General features: G+C 28.8%; 16 protein-coding genes, 1 tRNA gene and 1 rRNA gene. 3 read left to right on the top strand and 15 right to left on the bottom strand.

The window, feature by feature from the left end:
• Nucleotides 1-32 precede the first annotated feature (32 nt).
• From ACRDDY_RS14355 to tsaD, 6 genes are all read right to left on the bottom strand, one after another.
• Entirely contained in the window at nt 33-926 is an 894-nt protein-coding gene (locus ACRDDY_RS14355) for an N-acetylglucosamine kinase (RefSeq protein ID WP_438565630.1), read from the bottom strand.
• A 55-nt stretch (nt 927-981) separates the two neighbouring features.
• On the bottom strand, nt 982-1,290 hold the full coding sequence (locus ACRDDY_RS14350) for a PTS lactose/cellobiose transporter subunit IIA (RefSeq protein WP_438565629.1): 309 nt from the start codon (nt 1,288-1,290) through the stop codon (nt 982-984).
• A 34-nt stretch (nt 1,291-1,324) separates the two neighbouring features.
• A complete protein-coding gene (locus ACRDDY_RS14345) occupies nt 1,325-1,633 on the bottom strand; it encodes a PTS sugar transporter subunit IIB (protein WP_438565628.1) in 309 nt (102 codons plus the stop codon).
• A 323-nt stretch (nt 1,634-1,956) separates the two neighbouring features.
• Entirely contained in the window at nt 1,957-3,114 is a 1,158-nt protein-coding gene (locus tag ACRDDY_RS14340; RefSeq protein ID WP_438565627.1) for a S1C family serine protease, read from the bottom strand.
• Between the two features lie 170 nt (nt 3,115-3,284).
• Nucleotides 3,285-4,271 (bottom strand): alpha/beta hydrolase, encoded by a 987-nt coding sequence (locus tag ACRDDY_RS14335; protein WP_438565626.1) that lies wholly within the window; start codon nt 4,269-4,271, stop codon nt 3,285-3,287.
• Nucleotides 4,272-4,314: 43 nt separating this feature from the next.
• On the bottom strand, nt 4,315-5,328 hold the full coding sequence (tsaD, locus tag ACRDDY_RS14330; protein ID WP_438565625.1) for a tRNA (adenosine(37)-N6)-threonylcarbamoyltransferase complex transferase subunit TsaD: 1,014 nt from the start codon (nt 5,326-5,328) through the stop codon (nt 4,315-4,317).
• A gap of 167 nt (nt 5,329-5,495) precedes the next feature.
• Between tsaD and ACRDDY_RS14325 the strand changes: the two genes are divergently transcribed.
• Entirely contained in the window at nt 5,496-6,122 is a 627-nt protein-coding gene (locus tag ACRDDY_RS14325; protein ID WP_438565624.1) for a RusA family crossover junction endodeoxyribonuclease, read from the top strand.
• A gap of 15 nt (nt 6,123-6,137) precedes the next feature.
• Nucleotides 6,138-6,707, top strand: a complete 570-nt coding sequence (locus ACRDDY_RS14320) for a GDSL-type esterase/lipase family protein (protein ID WP_438565623.1) — start codon at nt 6,138-6,140, stop codon at nt 6,705-6,707.
• On the opposite strand, the gene ACRDDY_RS14315 is transcribed toward ACRDDY_RS14320, so the two are convergent.
• The gene (locus ACRDDY_RS14315; RefSeq protein ID WP_438565622.1) at nt 6,690-7,649 is read right to left on the bottom strand and encodes an NAD(P)/FAD-dependent oxidoreductase; all 960 of its coding nucleotides are present in this window, start codon (nt 7,647-7,649) and stop codon (nt 6,690-6,692) included. The genes ACRDDY_RS14320 and ACRDDY_RS14315 overlap by 18 nt on opposite strands.
• 24 nt (nt 7,650-7,673) lie before the next feature.
• A complete protein-coding gene (gene yedF / locus ACRDDY_RS14310; protein ID WP_438565621.1) occupies nt 7,674-8,243 on the bottom strand; it encodes a sulfurtransferase-like selenium metabolism protein YedF in 570 nt (189 codons plus the stop codon).
• Nucleotides 8,244-8,401: 158 nt separating this feature from the next.
• Here yedF and ACRDDY_RS14305 point away from each other — a divergent pair, with 158 nt between their 5' ends.
• Nucleotides 8,402-10,258 (top strand): LTA synthase family protein, encoded by a 1,857-nt coding sequence (locus tag ACRDDY_RS14305; protein ID WP_438565620.1) that lies wholly within the window; start codon nt 8,402-8,404, stop codon nt 10,256-10,258.
• A 40-nt stretch (nt 10,259-10,298) separates the two neighbouring features.
• Here the strand turns inward: ACRDDY_RS14305 and ACRDDY_RS14300 are convergent, their stop codons facing one another.
• The 7 genes from ACRDDY_RS14300 to ACRDDY_RS14270 form a co-directional block, all read right to left on the bottom strand.
• Complete coding sequence (locus ACRDDY_RS14300) at nt 10,299-11,642, bottom strand: TldD/PmbA family protein (protein WP_438565619.1); 1,344 nt, start codon at nt 11,640-11,642, stop codon at nt 10,299-10,301.
• A gap of 12 nt (nt 11,643-11,654) precedes the next feature.
• Nucleotides 11,655-13,037, bottom strand: coding sequence for a TldD/PmbA family protein (locus ACRDDY_RS14295; RefSeq protein WP_438565618.1), 1,383 nt, complete (start codon nt 13,035-13,037; stop codon nt 11,655-11,657).
• A complete protein-coding gene (locus ACRDDY_RS14290) occupies nt 13,038-14,513 on the bottom strand; it encodes a hypothetical protein (RefSeq protein WP_438565617.1) in 1,476 nt (491 codons plus the stop codon). It abuts the gene before it with no gap.
• The gene (locus tag ACRDDY_RS14285; protein ID WP_438565616.1) at nt 14,503-15,912 is read right to left on the bottom strand and encodes an ATP-binding protein; all 1,410 of its coding nucleotides are present in this window, start codon (nt 15,910-15,912) and stop codon (nt 14,503-14,505) included. The genes ACRDDY_RS14290 and ACRDDY_RS14285 overlap by 11 nt, the downstream gene beginning before the upstream one ends.
• A gap of 3 nt (nt 15,913-15,915) precedes the next feature.
• Nucleotides 15,916-16,599: a response regulator transcription factor gene (locus ACRDDY_RS14280; protein WP_438565615.1), complete on the bottom strand. Its 684-nt coding sequence runs from the start codon at nt 16,597-16,599 to the stop codon at nt 15,916-15,918.
• Between the two features lie 351 nt (nt 16,600-16,950).
• Nucleotides 16,951-17,025 (bottom strand) — tRNA-Asn (locus tag ACRDDY_RS14275).
• 59 nt (nt 17,026-17,084) lie between these two features.
• Nucleotides 17,085-17,219, bottom strand: a 23S ribosomal RNA gene (locus ACRDDY_RS14270); the annotation flags it as partial.

Genomic DNA, 17,219 nt, shown 5'->3' with positions numbered 1-17,219 from the left:
TTCTAACTCCTCCGTTTAACCTTATGTTTTTATTATCTATTTTCTTTTTTGTAAATATAATAAGCACCTATTGCTGGTGAAACACTATCATCTACAAAAGAATTTACTTTAATATTTTCATTTAAGTACTCTTCAAAAGCTTCTCTTAAAATTCTTGATTTTCTTATAACTCCACCAACAAGTCCTATACTACAGTTTTCAAAATCTAATGCCTTAAAAACCCTTTCAGCACTCTTAGCAATTTGAATTCCTTCATTAATTAATATATTTTTTGCTTCTTCATCACCAAGTTCAGCATGCTTAGATACAAGTCCTGCCATTTGAGCTATCTCATCTTTAGTTGATGAATACACAAAATCAATTATATTTGAAACTTCTTTTATTTCTAATTTATTTAATATATCTTGTGAAAGCTTACTTCTTTCTAATCCATAATCATCTTCTTTTATCATTATTTTAAAAGCTTCAATAGATATTTTATAAGCGCTACCTTCGTCACCTAGAAGATGTCCCCATCCTCCAACTCTCTTTTCTCTATCTCCATGTATTCCAAATGCAATAGATCCAGTACCAGCAATAACTAGTATTCCATCTTCACCTTTTAATAATGCCTTTAATGCTAAGTCACCATCATTCATAACTTTGCAATCAAATCCAAACTTTTCTCTTACTTCATTCTCAATAGATTTTGCATTATCAGAAACTTCTGATCCAGCTATGCCTAAATGTAATGCCTTTAATCCGTCTCTTCCTAGCTTATTAACTAATCCTTCTATAGAATCTGTAATATTCTTTAATGCCTCATCTCTACCGTTAACTAAGTTTCCAAATCCTGTAAGAGTTGTTCCTAAAACTTCACCTTCTAAGCTATATGCTACTGCCTCTGTTTTAGTTCCTCCTCCATCTACACCTATTACATAATTCATAGTTTTCTACTCTCCTTAAAACATAATCAATGAACTCTAATGATATCATTAGAGTTCATACTTTTAAATTTATTTTCAAATATAAATCTACTAATTCATTAGCTAAATCTCGAAGTGTCATACTTGCCATTAAATGATCCTGTGCATGAACTAATAACAATGAAATTCTACATTCTAACTCACTAGTTTCATATTGCATTAAAGTTAATTGAGAAAGATGCGCATATCCAATTTCTTCATCGGATTTTTGAAGTAAATATTTTGCAAGTTTACTGTTTCCCTCTTTTGCAGCCTCAACTCCTTCCATTGAACAGCTTCTAGCTTCACCACTATGCATTATAAGGTTTAGTATAACTTCCTCCATAAAGACGCACCTCTCTACCAAATATTTCTTCTACTTATTTATCTAATAATTTTAATGCATGAGCTAAAACTTTTGCTCCATTCATTGTTCCATAATCAACTGTATTAATTACATCTACAGGTACTCCTGTTGGCTCATATTTTTCTTTCATTTTATTAAATAAGAATCTAACTTGAGGTCCTAATAATAACACGTCCATTTCATTTTCATGGTTTTTTACATCTGCTTCTGAGTAAGCTGCAATTTGACATTCTATCCCTTGCTCTTTTGCAGCAGCCTGCATTTTTGTTACTAATAGACTTGTTGACATTCCTGCTGAACAACATAATAATATTTTTTTCATAATAAATTCCCCCTCATATCTCTGATATTTATTTTATTTTTTTAAACCCTTTATCAGTTATCACACTACTAAATTATAGCAAGTTGCATGCCAACTTTTCACTTTTTAATATCTTCGTAATCTTAACTATGTAGCCGTTTTCTAAAAGCACTTTTCTATTAAATAGTGTGTATTCTTTAGGCACACTATGTTTAATATTACACACTTGTTAATTTTTTGTAAAAGGATGTAGAAAAATTTTTATAGTTCCTTCTGATAAAAATCCTCTTATATAATTTCTTATATAAAAACACTAGCATTTTTAATCATGCTAGTGTTTTTTATTAACTTTCCATTGTTAAGGTTAAATTTACTTGTTTTCCATTACGCTGTACTACAACTGGTACTTCTTGCCCAACTTTTAATGTAGATTTTATTTTATTTAACTCAGCTGCTGTTTTCACTTTCTTTCCATCAAAAGAAGTAATAATGTCTCCAGCTTTCATTCCAGCTTTTTGTGCTGATGAAAAATCATTTACCTCTGCCACATATATACCCTCTGGTAGATTTTTTTCTTTTGAAAGTGCCTTAGTCACATCTATAATTTTTATTCCAAGTGTTACCGCTGGTTGTGATAAAACATCTAGTTTTGATTTTACTTCATTTATAGGAATTGCAAATCCAATCCCTTCAGCTCCACCACTAACTTTTAATGTATTAATACCAACAACTTGACCTTCTGCATTAACTAAAGGTCCTCCACTATTACCTGGGTTTATTGGAGTATCTGTTTGAATTAAGTTTATTTGTTTACCTGTTTTTGTATCTACATTTCTTCCAACCGCACTTACGATACCTTGAGTAATAGTACTTGCAAATTCTTTTGAAAGTGGTGTTCCTATTGCAACTACTGATTGACCTGGTTCAAGTTTTGATGAATCACCAAGTTCTGCAACTGCTGGAACTTTAACATTCTCTGTAAGTTTTAATAATGCTACATCTTCTGCTTCATTATAGTTTACAACTTTTGCATTAACTTCCTGTCCTGTGCTTAGTGTTACTTTAACATCAGTAGCACCCTTTACAACATGATAATTTGTAAGTATTTCACCATTTTCATTAATAATAAATCCTGAACCAATTCCTTCAACTTCCTCTGGGATGTATCCGTTGCTTAATGCCATTGATTTAGTTGAAACAATCACTACAGCTGGTGCAACCTTTTTATAAACTTCCTGTATTGTTAATGGTGAATTATTTTTAAAATCTGGTTGATTTACAAATGTTCCATTTTCAGTTTTCCCTACTACATAATATGTTATAGCACCACCTGCTATACCTGATACTAATGAAATTACTACTACTCCTACAACACCTAAAAATACCTTTCCCTTTTTAGATTTTTTCTTTTTCGGTGCTTCATACTTTATATCTACATTATCTACATTTCTATCTACATTTTCTATATTTAAGTTTTCATCTTTGTAATTTTCGTCTTGCATTTTTATTTTTCTCCCTTCATTTCTTTATATTTCCTATTATACAACCTATTATATTAATTTTATGTGTCATTTTGATGTCATTTATGAATAAAATAAAAATTTTTTTCATAAAAAATAATACCTAAGTAGTCCACTAGGTATTATTTACACTTTTATCAAATTTAATACTTCTATTTATTGTTTTCCCTATTCCTTATTCTAATTGCTTGATCTAATACCTTATTTACTGCAACTGCAACATCTCTAGGATTAGTGCTTGCAAAAGCATCTCCATTATAATCTACGTAATATTCTGTCGTATAACTTTCACTACCTAAATCCTTTAATCCACTCTCTTTTTCATTCGTTATTAAATAATATGGTATCTTTCCAAACATCCCGTTTGTTTGGCTATTACTATTCATTTCATATATATTTTTACTCTCATTATATATAGCATTTCTATATGGTGCTTGATTTTTAAGCCAATTATATTGGTCTTTTTCCTTTTCATTAGTTAAATTATTCTCAAAATTTGGATAATTTGTTGTTAATCCAATTTTATTTAATATCCAAGTTAACGAACAATTTGCTCCTATAGCCTGAATCTTCTTACCTACTAATGAAATTGCAGCTTTTATAGTATGATATTTGTTTTTATTAGCTTCATTAATTGGATCTATTAACACTACTCCCTTTACATTATCTGGATATTTTTTTGCATAATTAGTCATCACTAAGCTTCCATACCCTTCTCCAACTAAGATATAGTTACCTCCAGTTGCAGATTTTTTTAATAATGTATGTAGTTGCTCAGCTTGTTGTTGTGGGGTTAATTTCTCACTTCCATTACTAAGCCCATATCCATTTCTATTATATACAAATGTTCTAACTCCTGAATTTTCAAGGTCTTCTACAGTTTTATTCCATTCATACATATTAGCTCCAGTATCTCCACTAAATACAACAGTATAATCGCCTGTTCCTTTAGCTTTATAATGTATCTGTTTACCATCTATCGTCACATAAGAACTTTTTACCTTTATCATCTCTCCAGAAACAAAGTTATACACTTGTTGTATTCCTATTCCTACTATAACTACTGCTAAAATTATATAAATAATTCTTTTTATTAATATAGTTTTAGGAATCTTTTCTTTCATGTTAATTTTCTTCATGCTATTTGATTCTGCTAATAAACTCATGCTTTCTTTTCAAACTCTATAACTTTAGATTTGGTTTTGCATTTAAATCTAAGCTAGACTCCTCTCCTTTTATAAATCTAAAATAAGCAGCACTTCCTATCATAGCTGCATTATCTGTACATAAAATTGGTGATGGAAAAAGTATTTTTATATTTTTCTCTTTTCCTTCTGTAATAAGCGCTTCTCTAAGTGCTGAATTTGAAGCTACTCCTCCAGCTATTGCAATTTTATCTAATCCTTTTTTCTCACAAGTTAAAAATACATTGTCTCTTAAAACATTAACTACAGCTTTTTGAAATGATGCAGCTACATCTGCTTTATTTACTTCAACATCTTGCATCTTTGCTTTATTTAAATAATTTAATACTGCTGATTTTACTCCACTAAATGAAAAATCTAATGTATCTTCATGTGCAAATCTTGCTCTTGGAAAATCAATTGCATTTTCATTTCCTTCTTTTGCAAGTTTATCAATTTTAGGCCCACCAGGATATCCAAGCCCTAATGCTCTTGCAACTTTATCGTAAGCTTCCCCTGCAGCATCATCTCTAGTTTGACCAATAACTTCATATACACAATAATCCTTTACATAAACTATAAATGTATGTCCTCCTGAGACAACTAATGATACAAAAGGTGGTTTTAAATCCTTATGCTCAATATAATTTGCTGATATATGCCCTTCTATATGATTAACTCCTACTAAAGGTTTACCTGTAGCTAGTGCTAATCCCTTTGCATATTGAAGACCTACAAGCAATGCTCCAACAAGTCCTGGTCCATATGTAACTCCAATTGCATCAACATCATCTAATGTTACATTAGCTTCCTCTAATGCCTTTTGTACTACTTCATTTATTACTTCAGTATGCATTCTTGATGCAACTTCTGGTACTACTCCACCAAATTTTTTATGTGTTTCTATTTGTGTTGATATTATATTTGATAAAACTTCTCTTCCATTTACAACTATTGCAGCTGAAGTTTCATCACAACTTGATTCTATTGATAATATTATTTTTCTCTCCATTAACTTTACCTCGTTTAAAATTTCCCTAAAAAGTAAATTCACTATTTGTAATTATACTTCAAATATATCTTATTATCAATTATTAACTCATCTAATCCTTCTATCATAATTTATGTTAAAATTAATATAGCAATATTTAAAACTACATTGTCACAAAGGAGAATTTTATGTCAGATTATGCAAAGGTAATTGTTAATGGTTCACCCATAACAAAATCTAATTTTAAATTACATAACAAAGATGGAAGAGCTATCCTTCCTTCTAATAGTGGAAAATATCATGATAGATACGCTTTATATGAACAAGAAATTGCATATGTTGCTAGACTTCAAAATCCAAAAGTTATTCTTGAAGAAGGCCTAATTGCTATTTTAAAAGTCTTTTATAAAAGTGAAAAAAGACATCCTGATACTATAAATATTTGTAAAAGTATTTTTGACGGAATTGAAAAGAGTGGTCTTATTATAAATGATGCTCAAATTAAACAAATTTTTATTGAAGAGCACTATGATAAAGAAAATCCACGTTTTGAATTAGAACTTTTTAAAGAAAGTTCTTATGCTATTGGCTATACTATAACAAAAAAAGAAGTTAAAACAGAAAGCAAAATTTATTCCCCTATTAAACCTAATAAATCATTGGAGAATAAAATTAAAGCAAAAAAAACAGAGAAAACATCCTCTTCTAAAGACATATGTGAAATTTGTAATAAGCCTATTAAAAATGGTGATTTTCTAAAAGCAAATGGTGGTAAAACTTTAATTTGTCGTTCTTGTTTTAACACTCTATTTTAAAAGGATGTGATTTTTTTGAATAATAAGCCTATTGTCTTAATTGGTGATAGCTTAACATTTGGCTATGGAGTATCTAAGAAAAATAGTTTTTCTTCCCTATTATCTAATTTATTTCCTCATGAAATTATATTAAACAAAGGAATTAACGGAGATACCTCAACAGGTATTTTGACTCGCTTTCATAGAGATGTTATTCTTAATTCACCTAAAATTACATTTATAATGTGTGGAAGCAATGATTTATTATCTGGTAGGTCAGTCTCTTCCATAATTTCAAATATAGAACTTATGATTAAAGACTTACTTTCTATAAACTCAAGAATAATTATAGGAGTTCCACCCTTCATTGTTAAAGATTTAGCTATAAAGCTTTTTTCATATTCATCTTATTATGATCATGCTACTACCTCTTTAATAGAATTACAAAAGGAAATATTAAATTTAAAAGAAAAATATCCTATAGATATAATAGATCTCTATATTTTAACTAAGTCAAATATATCTCAGGATATCTATTTAGATGGTATACATCTTAATGAAAAAGGTAATAAACTAATTTTTGAAAATCTATATGCTTTCCTTTAAGGATTGAAGGTATTCACATGCCTTTAATCCTGTAATATATCCACCAAGTTTCTTTTCCTTTTCACAGTCATCTCCATATATGAGATTACCACATGCAAAAATCCACTCAATAGATGTTCTATACTCTTCCACCTTTAATTTCTTCCCATCATCCATTTTTTTTATATCAATTTTTTCAACCATACTAAGTTCTGGATAATAACCAACAGATAAAAATAACGAATCACAACTAAAACTTTTTTCTTCAAGTGTGGTTAAATCTAGTATTTTAACACTATTAACTCTTCTTCCACCTGCCACTTCTAAAAGCCTTGCTTTTTCTATAACATTTATATTAAGTCCATCTATAATTTTTCTATCTTCTTCAGATATTTTATACCCGCTTTCACTATTTACTACTAACGCCTCTACTTTTCCACCTTCTAACTCTGTCCTGACTGCTAAAATTAATGCCCATTTATTATTAGCTGTTATAACAGGATTTTTTCCAGGAAGAACCCCATCTAAATTTATTATTTTATGTGCACAACCAATAGTAAATACTCCTGTAAATTTACTAGTTGGAATTAATACACTTCCTGTATATCTTTCTCTACATCCTGTTGCTAAAATTATAACTTTAGCCTTTACTGTTTTTATTCCATCCGCTTCATTTATAAATGTTATTTTCTTATTATTAGAAATATTTAAAACAGTTGTTTTAAGTTTTAATTCATATTCATAATCATCAAGCTTATCTTTAATCTTACCAATTACTTCTGGTCCTGTTAATTTTTCATCTTCTATAGAAAATCCACAATGAATGCATTGATTTAAAACTCCACCATAAGTTTCTTCTCTCTCTAAAATAAGTACATCCTTATCTCCGTTTTCTAATGCACCTATAGCTGCTGTCATTCCAGAAACTCCACCACCTATGATTACTAAATCATATTCTTTCATACTTGCACCACCATTTCCATATATTTAAATTTTAACTATTCTTTTTTTATTAGTTATTTCTACTATTGTATACATATTGCCAACTTCTCCAACTTTAAGTTCTTCCTTTAAATTATAAAAATCTAAACATGCACCACAACTAATAATCTTAGTTCCCTTATTTTCAATTTCTTTTATGCTTTCTACTACATTACTATTTCCACTAGTAAGTTTTACTCCTCCATTTAAAAAAATAACTTCATCTGGAATCTCTGTAGCTTCTGATAATGCATAAAGATAACTTTTCATTAAAGTCCTACCAAGATCATCACTACCTTCCCCTAATTTATTTGTTGTTATAAGTATTGAGAAGCTATCTTTCTGTTTCTCTTCTATTTGCTCTCCTATTTTCTCTATAGTTATTTCATATATATCCTCTTTTAATTCACTTTTAACTAAAAAACCTGCACCTTCAGCAAATCTACTTACATTAGTATTTGCTATCTCATTATCTACTAATACTATAGCAATTCCCTTATCTATACTTTCAAAATACTTTTTAGTTTCTACTACTGGTTTTGGACATTCTAATCCTCTACAATCTATTCTATTCACAAATATTCACCTCATACTTATTTTTATTACATTATATCATTTTTCTGTGACTATTTCTTAACATTTCCTTATTTTATCTTTTACATATCTGCAATTTATTGCTATATCTAATAGCTTGTACTATAATTTATTAATAAACTATTAACAAGGAGTTTAACATGATTACAGATTCAAAGAACTTTTCATTTAAAGATATTAGTAAAGATACTATCTTTAGAACAATTCTTTTCTTAATTCCCCTAATTGGAATTATTATTAAAAGCATTACACTTCAAGGTTTTATCCTAAATACAAATCCCTATAAACTTGATTTTAATTTAGGCTTTGCAAACTCAAGATATTGTTTATTTTACTATATAGCATTTGCACTTGTATTCCTAAGTTTTTCTTTATTATTTAAAGGAAAAGGACGAGTTGTCTATTTATTTATAATAGATTTTCTACTAACTATCTTAACATTAGTAGACTTATGTTACTTTAGAGGATTCTTAACAATGCCATCTGTTTTAGTATTAACTCAAACAGCTAACTTAGATAATTTATCTGGAACTATCCTTTCTTTATTCAGTTTCCAAGATATCTATCTATTTATTGATTTATTTATTATGGCAATCTTTGTTTTCTTTACAAGAAAATCTTATGTAAATAAACAAAAACGTGCCGTAAAAACCTTCTTTGTAACATTAATACTACCATTAATATTCATAGCATATGTTCCATTTAATCTATATGTATTAAATAATAAGGATATAAGAAATGCATATTTCTTTGATAACTATGACCCAATTAATACAGCAAAATATTTTTCACCAGTTGGATATCATATTATGGATGCTATAAATGTTTATAAAGATTCTAAACCTTATGAATTAACAACTGAAGATAAAAATAGTATAAATTCTTACTATAAATTTAAAAATGAGAATCTAAAAAATAATGATTATTTTGGAATGGCTAAAGGTAAAAACTTAATTATTATTCAAGTTGAATCTTTAGAAAGCTTTGTTTTAAATCAAAAGATTAATGGAAAAGAAATAACACCTGTTATGGATAATCTTATTAAACATAGCCTATACTTTCCTAATATCTATGAACAAGTTAATGAAGGAACTAGTTCAGATTCTGACTTAATGGTAAATACATCAATGCTTCCATTAAGGCGTGGTTCTACTTTCTTTAGATATCCAGTTCGTGATTATAATTCATTACCTAGAATATTAGACAGTAATAAATATCACTCTGTTTCTATTCATCCTGATAAAGGTTCATTCTGGAACTATGCACAAGGATTACCTGGATTAGGTTTTGAAAACTTTATTGATTATTATTCATTTACACCTGATGAACTAGTTGGAATGGGAATAAGTGATAAATCTTACTTTAGACAGATAGTTCCAATGCTTCAAAATTTAAAAACACCATTTTATGCTCACACTATAACCTTAACTAATCATGGACCTTTTGATTTACCAAAAGATATGAGAAAATTAAACCTTTCGCCTGAATTAGATAAAAGTGAAATGGGTGGATATTTAGAAAGTGTTCACTATACTGATGCACAAATTGGATACTTCTTATCACTTTTAAAAGAATCTGGTTTACTTCAAAATAGTGTTATTGCAATTGTAGGTGATCATACCGGTGTTCATAAGTATTACCAAACAAGTATAGATAATTTATCAAATAAAGAACCTTGGTTTGATGATAAAGGACAGCCTACTGTTCCATTTATCTTATATGACCCTAGTTCTACTATAAAACCAAAAACATTTGATGTAGTTGGTGGTCAAATAGATATAATGCCAACATTATTATATGCACTTGGAATTCCTTCCTCCGAATATGAAAATACAGCTATGGGAAGAAATCTTTTAAATACTAATAGATCTTATGCAATTTTAAATAATGGAACAATTGCAGGAGATACAAAAGATTTAACAAGTAAACAAATAAAACTTATTAAAGAAAGTCCTGAACTATCAGATAAACTTATACGTTCAAACTTTGGAAGATAACAAAAAATGCTTAGAGAAAATTTTCTCTAAGCATTTTATTTTATTCTCCTGCAACTGACATTTCACCTACATAAACTGATGGTGAACCAAAACTTGTCATTGGGAATTTTATATCATCACAAACTACTTCTATACTCTTTAATAAATCAAAGAAATTTCCTGCAACTGTTATTTGTTCAACAGGTCTTCCTTGTTTTCCATTTTCAATAACAAAACCTTTAGCTGCTAAAGAAAATTCTCCTGTTATAGAGTTTGCACCTGAATGTAATCCTGAAAATTCAGTTACTATAAGTCCATTTGAAACATCTTTTAATAACTGTTCAAATGACTTCTCACCTTTTTCTAAATAGAAATTAGTTGGACCCACACTTACAGGTGATGCATATGAACTCTTAAATCCACTACCTGTAGATTTTCTATTTTCTTTATTAGCTGTTTTTAAGTTGTGTAATAAAGTTATAAGCTTTCCATTTTCTATAATTGATTTTTCAAATGTAGCTACACCTTCATCATCAAAAGCTACTGATGCAAGCCCATCTTTCATATGAGGATTATCTATTATAGATACTTTAGAAGATGCTATTACTTCACCTTCTTTTCCTTTAAGTAAAGATATTCCCTTCTGTGCTAAATCTCCATCAAAAATTGACCAAAATGATTGAAGAAGAGAAACCATAGCTTCATTCTTTATTACAGTTTTATATTTTTTAGACTCAATAGTTTTTGCAGAAACTTTATCCATTGCTTCCTTTATAGCCATTTTAGCTATATCTTCTGGATTAACTTCATCTATAGATTTTGCAATAGCATATCCAAAACCATCATATTTAACATTATCAATCTCTAAAATAGGTGCAACATATGCAGTTAGAAGATTAAATCTATCACTAAGGTCTAATCCTTTTGAATTAGAAATACCATATTTAACATTTGAATATCCAATTCCACATCCACCAAAGTTAACAACTTTATCACTTTGTTTTTTACATTCTCTTTCCATACCCTTTGCAAGCTCTATTAATTTATCAGCTTCTATATTTTCTAATGCAGTATGATAATTATTTATCTTAGCATACTCTTTATCCCCCTCATAGATAAATTGCTTATCATCATCTTCAATATAAAGCGCTGCTGCTTTTGCATTATTTATAAGCATATCTATAGCTTCTTCATCTATTATCTCACTATATGAATATCCCATCTTTCCATCTACTTTTGCTCTAAATGAAATACCAAAAGATTTATTTAAATTATATTTTTCAACCTCTTCTTTATAAATATTAATACTTAAACTATCCTTATCTGAAAAATATATTTCAAACTCTTCCATACCTTCTAATTTAGCTTTTTCAAATAATTTTCCTTTAAACTCTTTAAATTCCATGTTTTGCACCTCCTATCTTCCACCTACAGTTATTTCTTTTACTCTTATCATTGGCTGCCCAACATTTACTGGAATACTTCCAGATGAAGAACCACACATCCCTTGTGCTTGAAGACAATTATCTCCAACCATATCAATATCCATTAAAACTTGACTTCCTTTACCTATAAGAGATGCTCCACGCACTGGATCTCCAATAACTCCATCTTTGACTAAATATCCTTCTGATACACTAAAGTTAAACTCTCCTGTTACTGGATTTACAGAACCTCCACCCATCTTTTTAGCATAAAGTCCATTATCTATAGATTTTATAATATCTTCTGCCTTATCTTCTCCTGGTGATATATATGTGTTAGTCATTCTTGAAGTTGGTGCATACTTATAGCTTTGTCTTCTTGCATTACCAGTAGGCTCCATATTCATTCTTCTACCATTTAATTTATCTATCATATATCCTTTTAAAATACCATCTTCTATAAGAATATTTTTTCTAGATTCCATTCCCTCATCGTCAATATTAATTGATCCCCATGAGTTTAAGATAGTTCCATCATCAATTGCAGTAACCTTAGTTGATGCAATCTGCTCTCCTAACTTTCCTGCAAACTCCGAATTTCCTTTTGCAACTGATGTAGCTTCTAGTGAGTGTCCACAAGCTTCATGGAATATAACTCCACCAAATCCATTATCAATAGCTACAGCCATCTTTCCTGCTGGACATTCTTTAGCATGTAACATAGTTACTGCTGTTTTTGATGCTTCAAGTGCATAAAACTCTGGATCTACTTCTTCGAACATCTCAAACCCTTTAAGTCTTCCCGGTCCTTCAAATCCAGTCTGATTTTCACCATCCTTTGATGCAATTGAATGAATGCCAAGCCTTGTTCTAACTCTTCTATCCTCAACAAAAACTCCCTCTGTATTTGCAACCATTATCTTTTGGTCCTTATCACTATAACTAACACTAACTTTAGTTATATCAGTACTATAATCCTTAGCCTTATTATAAGCTAATTTCATTACATCTATTTTTTTGCTATAATCTACAGCTTGTGGATATAACTTAATGATATGCTTATTCTCTATTATTTTTTTATTATCTAATCTTATTTCCATATCAACTTTTAAATCACCTAATGCAACTGCTGCCTTATGTGCTGTATCTAAAAGACTAGTTAATGAATTATCATTAGTATATGCGTATACACTCTTTAATCCTTTAAATATTCTTATTCCAACACCATAACTTCTTCCACCAATAACATTTTCTACTTTTCCATCTAAAATTCCTAAAGAATTATTAATAGAATCTTCCACAAAAATTTCTGCAAAGTCTCCACCAGTTATCATACACTCTGATAAAACTTTTCCAACAACTTCTTTTGATAACATCTAATTTCCCTCCATTTGTTTTTTGTATTCATTAAAAGATGTGTCCCAGTAATTTACGTAATCTCCTGAACACCATTCTGCCATAATAACTTTATCATTATCATTTAAATTATACCTAAAAATAGGTTTTCCATCCAATTTATTATTATTTATCTTATAAACTAAAAGCTCACCTTTTATAAAAATAACTGCAAGTCTTCCATCTGGTGATGTATATGCATCTTCAATAGTTGGCATTTCAGCTCTTAAAATTCTCCATGGCACATATAATGTATCATACTTCACCAAGTTAGAATTTGGTTTTATATCTGTATTAAAATTATATGATGGATTATTTTGATTTAAAGGTGATATTTTTCCTTCAATCTCCCACTTACCTTCAATTCTTTTAAGTGTAAAATCTTTATAATTAGGATTTCCATTTACTAATGTTTTTTCTGATCCACTTAAATTACTATACTCAGAGTTAAATGCCTTTTGGAACACTGGATTAATAGTATTATTATATATATCCTCAAGTGCTACTCCTTTATTTAAAGGGAATATATCAATTGGTATCATCTTATAATTTGGATAATCTCCCTTAAAGTTATTACCTTCATAAGTTTGAACTCCTATATAATCATTTCCTATATAATTTATACTTTGATATAAATTATAATTCCCTTGTAATGCTGCATTTTGTATACTCTTTCCTTTTCCATTAAAAGGGTTAACACTAAAGTATTGCTTATAATATCCATTTATATCTTGTTCTTTTGGCATTACAGTCCACATTCCTGTCATTCTTGGGAAAAGAATATCTGGAGCTTCCTCAACCTTAACTTTACCATTTACATAACTTACCCATAATGTTTTATAAGTGTAGTTTTCAGTTCCTTTATCATTTGTAGTTGGTGTTCTTAGTCCTATAAGTACACCTGTTTCTGTACTATTTTCATTTACAGATAAACTATTTATATTTGCTTCTCCATTTTGTGGTATAAAATCTGAATCTTTTACTTCCCCTACTTTACTTACCTTTAATAATACTCCTCTATAATATATATATCCACTATCTGGAGTTATATTAAAGAAATCAAAAATTACATTATTTTTATCAGCAGCTGTAATTACATTCACACTCTTTACCCCTAAATCTGAAACATAATACCTAGCATTATATGCAATACAATAATTCCCATTAACTGCCTTTAATTTATAACTTACATTTTTAAATATTTGGTTATCCATATTTATTTCATTATTTCCTATATAAATGTTTTCTTCAGTTAAATGGCTTATATCTCCCTTAGGATACATATTATTTTCTAAAATCTTATATGAATCTACTTTCCATACTCCTGATATAGATAAATCATTATTTATAGGAGCTTTTATTTTCAGCATATTATTTCCTGGAACCCTCTCACATCCTGAAAATGCTAATATAAAAAATGCTAATGCTGCTAAGACTATAATTATCTTACTCTTCATAGGGACTACTAACCTCCCTTATAGGAATTTTTATAATTACAGTTGTTCCTTCTTGATACACACTATCAATATTTAACTTACCACCATGCAAATTTACAATCTCTTCTGCAATAGATAATCCAATTCCTGCATTAGACTTTCCATTACTTCCCTTATAAAATTTTTCTTTAACTCTTGGAAGTTCATCTTTTATAATTCCACACCCTGTATCCTTAACTTTTATAATTATAAAATTATTTTCCCTATCAAAAGTTAAAAAAATACTTCCATTTGGATCAGTAAATTTAAAAGCATTATCTAAAATATTAATTAAAACTTGCTTCATTCTATTAACATCAATATCTACATCTAAACTTCCAATACTATTTTTTATGCAAAAATTTAGTTGTTCTCTTAATGCTCTTGGCTTTAAATAATCTTCTATATATTTTGCAAATGCTGCAATATCTATTTTTTGATACTTTAATGATATTTTACCTCCTGTAAGTCTTGAAAAATCTAAGAGTTCTTCAACCATACTAGATAGCCTATCAGTTTCTTTTTCAATTATATTAAATCCTAAATCTAATGTTTCTTTATCAGTATTTTCATCTTTTAAAGTTATTACCCATCCTTTTATAGCAGTTAAAGGTGTTCTTAACTCATGAGAGACTGACGAGATAAAATCATTTTTCATTTGCTCTCTTTCTTTAATTTCTTCTGCCATATAATCAATAGTCTGTGCTAACTGTCCTATCTCATCATCAGTAATAAAATTATTACGCTCATCTAAATTACCACTTGCAATTTTTTTAGCTGTATTCTCTAATTTTAATATTGGATCAACAATTTTTCTTGCCATAATTAAGCTTAATGTAACACCAATTATTAATACTGCAACAGATACTATTATGAAAAAGCTAATAATAGAAACTATTCCTTTATCAATATCTTGAAGGGATGTTGTAAATCTAATTACTCCAATTATTTGCCCATTTGCTTTTAATGGTTTTGTAACAGCCATTACCTTATATGGACAATAGGAAACATGGCCTACCCATCTGCTAGTTATTCCTTTAAGTGCTTCACTTACAGCTTTTTGATATGTATCTGGATTTTCATTTGCTGCAATAGAATCCATTATTAACTTTCCACTTTTATCAAATATTTGAACTTCAGCTGTACTTTGATTCCAAAACGCATCTACATCATCATAAATATTTGTAATTAATGTACTTGTTGAATAATATCTATCATAAAAATTAGATGCAATATCAATTTGATTTATAAGCATTGCTTCTGTATTATCATAATAATATTTTCTTACAAATACAGCTAATAATACATCCAGTATTATTACTGTTGAAAAAATTACAATTAAAAAATTTCTAATTAACTTATGTTTTATACTACTTTTCATTAACTATTCCTTCCATCTATATCCTATTCCCCATACAGTTTGTATATAACTTGGGCTAGATGCATCATCTTCTATCTTTGATCTTAATCTTCTAATATTAACATCTATAATCTTAGGATCACCAAAATAATTAAAGCCCCAAACTGAATTTAATAATTCATCTCGCGAAAAAGCCTTATTAGGATTTTCAATAAAAGTTTTCATTATTAAATACTCTTTTGGTGTCAAATCAATCTCAATACCATTTTTAGTAATTTTTTGCGAATATAAATTAATAACAAATGGTCCATTTATTAATTGATCCTTATTTTCCACTACCTTATTTTCCATTCTTCTAAGAATAGCTTTAATTCTTAATACAACCTCTAGTGGATTAAATGGCTTCACTATATAGTCATCTGCTCCATATTCAAGTCCCATTATCTTATCCATATCCTGTCCTTTAGCTGTAAGCATGATAACACCTAGATTAGGATATTTATCTCTTAGTTCATTACAAACTTGAAATCCATCAATACCAGGTAACATAACATCTAATACAGCTACATCAATTTGATTTTCCATAGCCATCTTTATTCCTTCTTCACCACTACCTGCTTCTATTACCTCAAAATCATTTCTAATTAAATTTATTTTTAAAAATCCTCTAATACTTACTTCATCTTCTACTAAAAGTACCTTTGCCATAATAATTCACCTCTTTATTCTTTCTATAAATATTATAATCTATTCTCTCATTAATATGTTTACATCCTTATTAATTTCTAACAAATGTGAATGCCATTTTTATTATTAGTATAAATATAATCTCTTTCTTAATTCAAAGTATTTATATTTTTATCAATATACACAAAAAAGCATAAAATTTTCACATTAAATTTTATGCCTCTATATAGTATAAATAAAAATTTTAACTCAATTTATAACTATAATATCATTCTTTTAATTTGATATTATTACAATTAATAATATTTTCAGTTACATTTTAATAATAATTTAGAAGCAAAAAAAAAAGAAGCTTCTGCTTCAAATAAAAAATGGCTCCGCGAAGAGGACTCGAACCTCCAGCCTATCGGTTAACAGCCGAGTGCTCCACCATTGAGCTATCGCGGAATATTCATTTTTCAGAGATTGTTCTCTGAAAATTACACATGACTTTTTGTTAATATATATTGGTCAAGCCCTCGATCTATTAGTATTGGTCAGCTGAACGTATTGCTACGCTTACACCCCCAACCTATCAACCTTGTGTTCTTCAAGGGATCTTACTAGCTTACGCTATGGGAAATCTAATCTTGAGGTGGGCT

This window comes from Clostridium sp. (genome assembly GCF_051656525.1).
Classification (GTDB): domain Bacteria; phylum Bacillota; class Clostridia; order Clostridiales; family Clostridiaceae; genus Clostridium.
The sequence above is the reverse complement of the archived record's forward strand: the minus strand, read 5'-3'. Positions and strand labels throughout refer to the sequence as shown.